The following is a 5,884-nucleotide window of genomic DNA, read 5'->3' on the forward strand; positions in this document are numbered from 1 at the left end:
TGGTACGGCATGGGCGAGCGCAAGATCGAGATCACCTCGGCCACCGCCGTCTGGCATCATTCCGGTCTACCAGGGGTGCCGATCCGCTGGGTTCTGATCCGCGATCCCGAGAAGCGCTTCGAGCCCCAATCGCTGCTCTGCACCGACCCAGCACGAGACCCGACCCAGATCGTGACGTGGTTCGTCCGGCGCTGGCAGGTCGAGGTCACCTTCCAGGAAGCGCGTGCCCATCTCGGCGTCGAGACCCAGCGGCAATGGTCCGACAAGGCCATCGCTCGTACGACCCCCTGCCTGCTCGCCTTGTTCTCCATCGTCACCCTGCTCGCCACCCGGCTGACAGCACGTGAGAGGCGGCAGGTCGCGGCGACAGCGTGGTACCCCAAACCGCAGCCCACCTTCTCTGATGCTCTCGCAGCCGTCCGTCACACGATCTGGTGCCAGCAGGGTTTGTCGACGTCACCCCGCAGGCGCGACCGCAGGAAACGTCGGTTCCGTCTTCCACCAGCCTGGGCCTACGCCCTGTGCCAGGCGGCCTGAATGGCCAAAGTCGAGCTAAGAGGCTGGTCGAAATCAATATCTACCCTTCCGATGGGGTGCACCTCTCTCCAAACGCGAGGACGGTCTTCTGGGTCGGCGCAGGTGCGGTCCTCGTCGCCGGTACCGGCGGCGTTGCAGCAGGGGTGATACTGTCCGGCGGGACATGGGCGGCGTTCGGTACGGCCGTCGTGAGCAAAGGGGCGGTCGCCGCTCAGTTCGTGGCGAGCAACGCAACACGCAGTATCATCGGGGCTGCGGCCGTCTCTCTTCTCAAGCAGTACGTCGGGGTCAGGCGACGCCGGGAGTGAGATGGAGCGGTTCAGTTCGGGTATACTCAAAAAAGACCATCTAAAACGAAAAGAGGCCGCCCAATGATCGGCGGCCCAAGTCAAGGGAGGAAACGCCTAGAAGCGTTGCACGTGTTGAGACGTGCGGTGCAGCAACATTATTGCGTCGCAGCAGTTCCCTTGTGACATGGTCGGAGCCGGGCGCGCATCCCGTACTCAAGCCGGACTAAGCGGATCAGCTAACCCCCACCCGTTCCGCGTGGTCGTAGCGGTTTGCGCACCTGCTTCGTTTTCGGCTTGAACTCCGGCACATTCCCGGTGCTCTCGAACATCGCGTCAGCGCCGATCAGGTCGGTCACGGATATGTTGAGCCGCTGTCTACCTTCCATTTGTAACAGCGCATCGGGTTGAAGCCAGATCGGATGAAGTCCATCGGGATTGCCGCTCAACGTGCCATACGCGACTACACCATCCAACCGACGCTCGACCGTGATGTGGTAACGAACACGCACCATCTCGCATTCAGGTGCGGCCACAGTTCCGCGGCCGCTGAGAACGGTTAGGACGGTCAAACTCGGGACCTATTAGCAATTGAATTGCGCTTTTATCCCGGCTTGCCGCGCTTGTCACGATCCGGCGCGGCGGCCTTTTTGGTCACATCAAAAGCGCATCGTTCTTCCGGCGGCTTTTCGTCGAACGCAGCCGGAAGCGTTGGTTTGATAAAGGTCACTCATAGCGGACCGGCCGTGCCGGTCTCCGTCGGCCTGCCACTATCGAACCACGCAAGGGTTGGTTCGATAGTCCCCGTACCGCCATCCAAAGGGGCGTGTCGCAAACGCGGATGCGCATCCGTTCACGGGTAGTTAGCCATATCCACTCAGCTTGCCGCCTCCGCCTTGGAGCCGGCCCATGATCCTGTCTGCCATCGCCGCCAAGCTGAAGCAGCGCGCCAAGGCGGACTTCAAGGGCCGGCACCACGAGGCGGCCCTGATCGTGCAGGCCGTCTCTTGGTACCTGCGCTACCCGCTGAGCTACCGCGATATCGAGGAACTGTTCCTGGAACGCGGCCTGGAGGTGGACCACTCCACCCTGAACCGCTGGGTCCTGGCCTACGCACCGTTGATCGAGAAGCGGCTGCGAGCCTTCCGCAAACCACACTGCGGCTCGATCAGGATCGACGAAACGTTGTATCTGATCGGCGCCTCGGGTCTTTCCTGAGGTATGAGGCCGGGTCAGCCCGAACGAAACGTGAGACCACGAGTCTGCGATGTAGATCATGCGCCCGGCCTCTCCACTGCGCCCTTGACGAGATTGGACGGTAGCAGAGGCCTCCCTGCGTGGGATGAGCCTGCATGAACAAGGTGAGTAGACAGGGGCGCCTCGAACGAGGAGACGACACCTTGGTACTTCTTGGCATTGACGTCGCAAAGGCCAGCCTGGACTGCGCGGTCCTGACTTCAACAGGTAGCAAGCCCCTGGGCCAGCGCTCGTTCCCCAACAGCCCTGAAGGCGTTGATCGGGTCGCGCGCTGGGTCACTCAGGTCTCTGGAGCACGGGTGGCGGATACCCATCTGATCATGGAAGCTACGGCGGCCTATCATGAGGTGGCCGCGCACCGGCTTGCCGCAGCGGGCATGCAGGTCTCGATCGTCAATTCGGCACGGGTGCGCAGTTTTGCCAAGGCACTGGGCATTCTCGGGAAGACCGATCGGATCGATGCTCATCTCCTGGCACGCTATGGCCAGTTGGTGCGCCCAAAACTCTGGACACCACCGGCCCAAGCCTTGCGTGATCTACAGAGCCTGATCGCCCGCCTCGTAATTACCCAGGGTGTGATGGCGGGGTTCAGGCGCCAATGGTTTTGAGGATGGCGCCGAACGGGCTGCTGCCGGTGAGGCGCGCGGTGTCGACGACGGTGCGGATGGCGGCCTCACCCTCGGCCGCCCACATGGCGCGGTAGCCGTTGGTCACCTTCCGCTGGACGACGGCCGGACGCAGCAGCCGCTCTGACCCGTTGTTGGGAGAGGTGGTTTGGTTTGTCTGAACAGCGAACTGGGCTTGGATGAGTGGATATCCTGCCGGGTTCAGGCCGCCACGGGATGCGGCAGCCTGTCGAAGTAGGCTTGGTCTGGGGTGCGCCGGTCAAGGCTCGAATGGGGCCTGCGTTCGTTGTAGAAGGCGAGATACCGGCCGATCGACGCGCGCGCCATGCTGACGGTATCGTAGGCCCGCAGGTAGATCTCCTCGTACTTGACTGACCGCCACAATCGTTCGACGAAGACGTTGTCGCGCCACGCGCCCGTGCCGTCCATGCTGATGGCGATCCCCGCCTGCCGCAGCACGCTGGTGAAGGCGTGGCTGGTGAACTGCGAGCCCTGGTCGGTGTTGAAGATCTCCGGCTGGCCGTGCCGGGCGAGCGCCTCCTCAAGAGCCTCCACGCAGAAATCGGCCTCCATGGTGATCGATAGCCGCCAGGACAGGACCCGGCGGCTGAACCAGTCGATCACGGCCGCCAAGTAGACAAACCCACGCGCCATTGGAACGTAGGTGATGTCCATCGCCCAGACCTGATTGGGTCTGTCGATCGTTAGCCCCCGCAGCAGATACGGGTAGATCTTGTGCCCTGGCGTAGGCTTCGAGGTACTCGGTTTGCGGTAGAGCGCCTCGATGCGCAGGCGCTTCATCAGCGTCGCGACATGGCAGCGGCCAATCGCGACGCCCTCTTTGTTGAGGAGATCCCGCAGCATCCGGCTCCCCGCGAAGGGCAGTTCGAGATGCAACTCGTCCATCCGCCGCATCACCGCGAGATCAGCGGCCGGGACCGGACGTGGCAGGTAGTAGACGCTGCCCCGGCTGATCCCGAGCGCCTTGGCCTGTTTGGCGATGGGCAGATCGTGCCCGCGATCGATCATCGCTTTGCGCTCAGCAGACCGGCTTTGCCGAGCGCGCCGGACAAAAAATCGTTGGTCAGCGTCAACTCGCCGATCTTGGCGTGCAGCGTCTTCACGTCGATAGTCGGTGCCGCCTCCGACCGGGGCGCGGATCCGAACACCCCGGCAGCCCCGTCGAGAAGCTGGGTCTTCCAGGCCGTGATCTGGTTGGGATGGACATCGAAGTGCTGGGCCAGTTCGGCCAGGGTCTTCTCGCCCCGCAGGGCAGCCAGAGCCACCTTCGCCTTGAAAGCTGGAAGATGGTTCCGGCGTTGTCGCTTGCTCATCATCGCTCCTGATCCGCAGCCATCCTGGCCGCCGTCAGGCAGAAATTCCACTTAGCCCCACTGTGCAATTTCCCCGAGCCACCTCTGTCGGAGCAGGCCGGATCGATCCGTCAAACGGCCGAATGACGGCCAAGGCCGCACCTGTCCGGCAACATGGCTTGATAACGGCAAGACGGACAAGATGATTCCCGGACGCGTAGACGGACAGTAGGGGGATCGGGGTGGCGTTGATCGGCTATGCGCGCGTGTCCACCGCCGATCAGACGCTGGCGCTTCAGCACGATGCCCTGCGCAGCGCCGGCTGCGACCACGTGTTCGAAGACCGCGCTTCGGGCGCCAGGGCCGACCGTCCGGGCCTGACGGAGGCCATCGCCTATGTCCGGCGCGGCGACACCGTGGTGGTGTGGAAGCTCGACCGGCTCGGCCGCTCGATGGCGCACCTGATCGAGACGGTGCGGCGGCTCGAGGCCAAGGGCATCGGGTTCCGGTCCCTGACCGAGGGTGTGGACACCACGACGCCGGGCGGCACACTCGTGTTCCACCTGTTCGGGGCGCTCGCCCAGTTCGAGCGCGACCTCATCCGCGAGCGCACAAGCGCCGGGTTGCGGGCCGCGGAAGCGCGCGGGCGCAAGGGAGGCCGAAAGCCCGTGGTCACGCTGGACAAGCTCGTCCGAGCCCGAGCCCTCCTCACCGTCGGTCTCACCGTGCGCGAGGCTGCCGCTCGGATCAAGGTCGGCAAGACCGCCCTCTACGAAGCCCTCGCCAGCCCCGGGACCGAACCCTCGGCCTGAGTTCGCTCTCCGTTCCGCCTTAGCGTACGCAGCCGTCACTTTCTTGCAGTGACCCCGACGAGGACGGCCGGATCAACCGCCGGCTCTACGAGATCGCGGTGCTCTCGACGTTGCGCGACCGGCTGCGTGCCGGCGACGTCTGGATCGAGGGCACCCGGAACTACCGACGGTTCGACGCCTACCTGCTGCCGAAGGGCGAGGCGATCGAGGTCGCCGCCGGATTGCCGATCGACATCGACGCGACCGCGTATCTGACGACGCGCGCCCGCACGCTCGATTGGGGGCTGAAGCGCTTCTCGCGACTGTTGCGCCAGGGCAAGCTGGAAGGCGTGTCGCTGGTGCGGGGCAAGCTCAAGGTAAAGCCGCTTGCGCCGATCACGCCGCCCGAGGCCGAGGCCCTCGACCGCCGGCTCGACGCGCTCCTGCCGCGCGTGCGGGTGACCGAACTCCTGCGCGAGGTAGCGGCCCGCACGGGCTTCCTCTCGGCCTTTCGCGACCTGCGCAGTGGCAAAATCCACGACAATCCGAATGCCGTGCTCGCCGCCGTCCTGGCCGATGGCACCAATCTCGGCCTCGAACGCATGGCGAACGCCAGCCAGGGCGTGAGCTACGCCCAGCTCGCCTGGACCCACAATTGGTATCTCTCGGAGGAGAACTATCGCGCGGCGCTTGCCGCGATCATCGACGCTCACCACCAGCTCTCGTTCGCTCGTCACTGGGGTGACGGCTCGGCCTCATCGTCCGACGGGCAGTTCTTCCGGGCCGGCCGTGAGCGCGCGGGCGCCGCCGAGGTGAACGCCAAGTACGGCGGCCAGCCGGGCGTGAAGGTCTACACCCATCTCTCCGACCACTTCGCCTCGTTCCATTCGCGCGTGATCTCGGCGACGGCGAGCGAAGCCCCTTACGTTCTCGACGGGCTGCTCCTGCACGGCAGCTCGCTGGCCCCGCGGGTGCATTACGCCGACACTGGCGACGCGACCGACCATGTCTTCGCGCTTTGCCATCTGCTCGGCTACCGCTTCTTGCCGCGGCTTCGCGACCTCGCCGATCGG

At 64.7% G+C, this 5,884-nt stretch carries 5 protein-coding genes and 4 pseudogenes; 5 read left to right on the forward strand and 4 right to left on the reverse strand.

The features are described 5' to 3' along the window. Positions 1 to 537, forward strand: a pseudogene (locus tag AKJ13_RS29785) (hypothetical protein); the annotation flags it as partial. 526 nt (positions 538 to 1,063) lie between these two features. Here AKJ13_RS29785 and AKJ13_RS31165 read toward each other — a convergent pair. Further along, positions 1,064 to 1,339, reverse strand: coding sequence for a hypothetical protein (locus AKJ13_RS31165; protein WP_244471805.1), 276 nt, complete (start codon positions 1,337 to 1,339; stop codon positions 1,064 to 1,066). Between the two features lie 89 nt (positions 1,340 to 1,428). Further along, positions 1,429 to 1,554 (reverse strand): hypothetical protein, encoded by a 126-nt coding sequence (locus AKJ13_RS33210; protein ID WP_280137138.1) that lies wholly within the window; start codon positions 1,552 to 1,554, stop codon positions 1,429 to 1,431. Positions 1,555 to 1,733: 179 nt separating this feature from the next. On the opposite strand from AKJ13_RS33210, the pseudogene AKJ13_RS29790 reads away from it, so the two are divergent. Together AKJ13_RS29790 and AKJ13_RS31170 are read left to right on the forward strand one after the other, a co-directional pair. Further along, a pseudogene (locus AKJ13_RS29790) lies at positions 1,734 to 2,009 on the forward strand (IS6 family transposase); the annotation flags it as partial. Between the two features lie 167 nt (positions 2,010 to 2,176). Beyond that, positions 2,177 to 2,689, forward strand: coding sequence for a transposase (locus AKJ13_RS31170; protein WP_082317213.1), 513 nt, complete (start codon positions 2,177 to 2,179; stop codon positions 2,687 to 2,689). Here the strand turns inward: AKJ13_RS31170 and AKJ13_RS31805 are convergent. Continuing rightward, a pseudogene (locus AKJ13_RS31805) lies at positions 2,670 to 2,843 on the reverse strand (IS66 family transposase); the annotation flags it as partial. The gene AKJ13_RS31170 and the pseudogene AKJ13_RS31805 overlap by 20 nt on opposite strands. Before the next feature lie 65 nt (positions 2,844 to 2,908). Then, positions 2,909 to 4,041, reverse strand: a protein-coding gene (locus AKJ13_RS29795; protein WP_144426458.1) for an IS3 family transposase whose coding sequence is annotated in 2 segments (ribosomal slippage) — positions 2,909 to 3,786 and positions 3,786 to 4,041 — 1,134 coding nt in all. Because the reading frame shifts where the segments join, the coding sequence is not laid out codon by codon here. A gap of 221 nt (positions 4,042 to 4,262) precedes the next feature. On the opposite strand from AKJ13_RS29795, the gene AKJ13_RS29805 reads away from it, so the two are divergent. Then, positions 4,263 to 4,832, forward strand: coding sequence for a recombinase family protein (locus tag AKJ13_RS29805; RefSeq protein WP_050736548.1), 570 nt, complete (start codon positions 4,263 to 4,265; stop codon positions 4,830 to 4,832). A 65-nt stretch (positions 4,833 to 4,897) separates the two neighbouring features. Then, positions 4,898 to 5,884: pseudogene (locus AKJ13_RS29810) on the forward strand (Tn3 family transposase); the annotation flags it as partial.

This window comes from Methylobacterium sp. ARG-1 (assembly GCF_001262595.1).
Classification (GTDB): Bacteria; Pseudomonadota; Alphaproteobacteria; order Rhizobiales; family Beijerinckiaceae; genus Methylobacterium; species Methylobacterium brachiatum.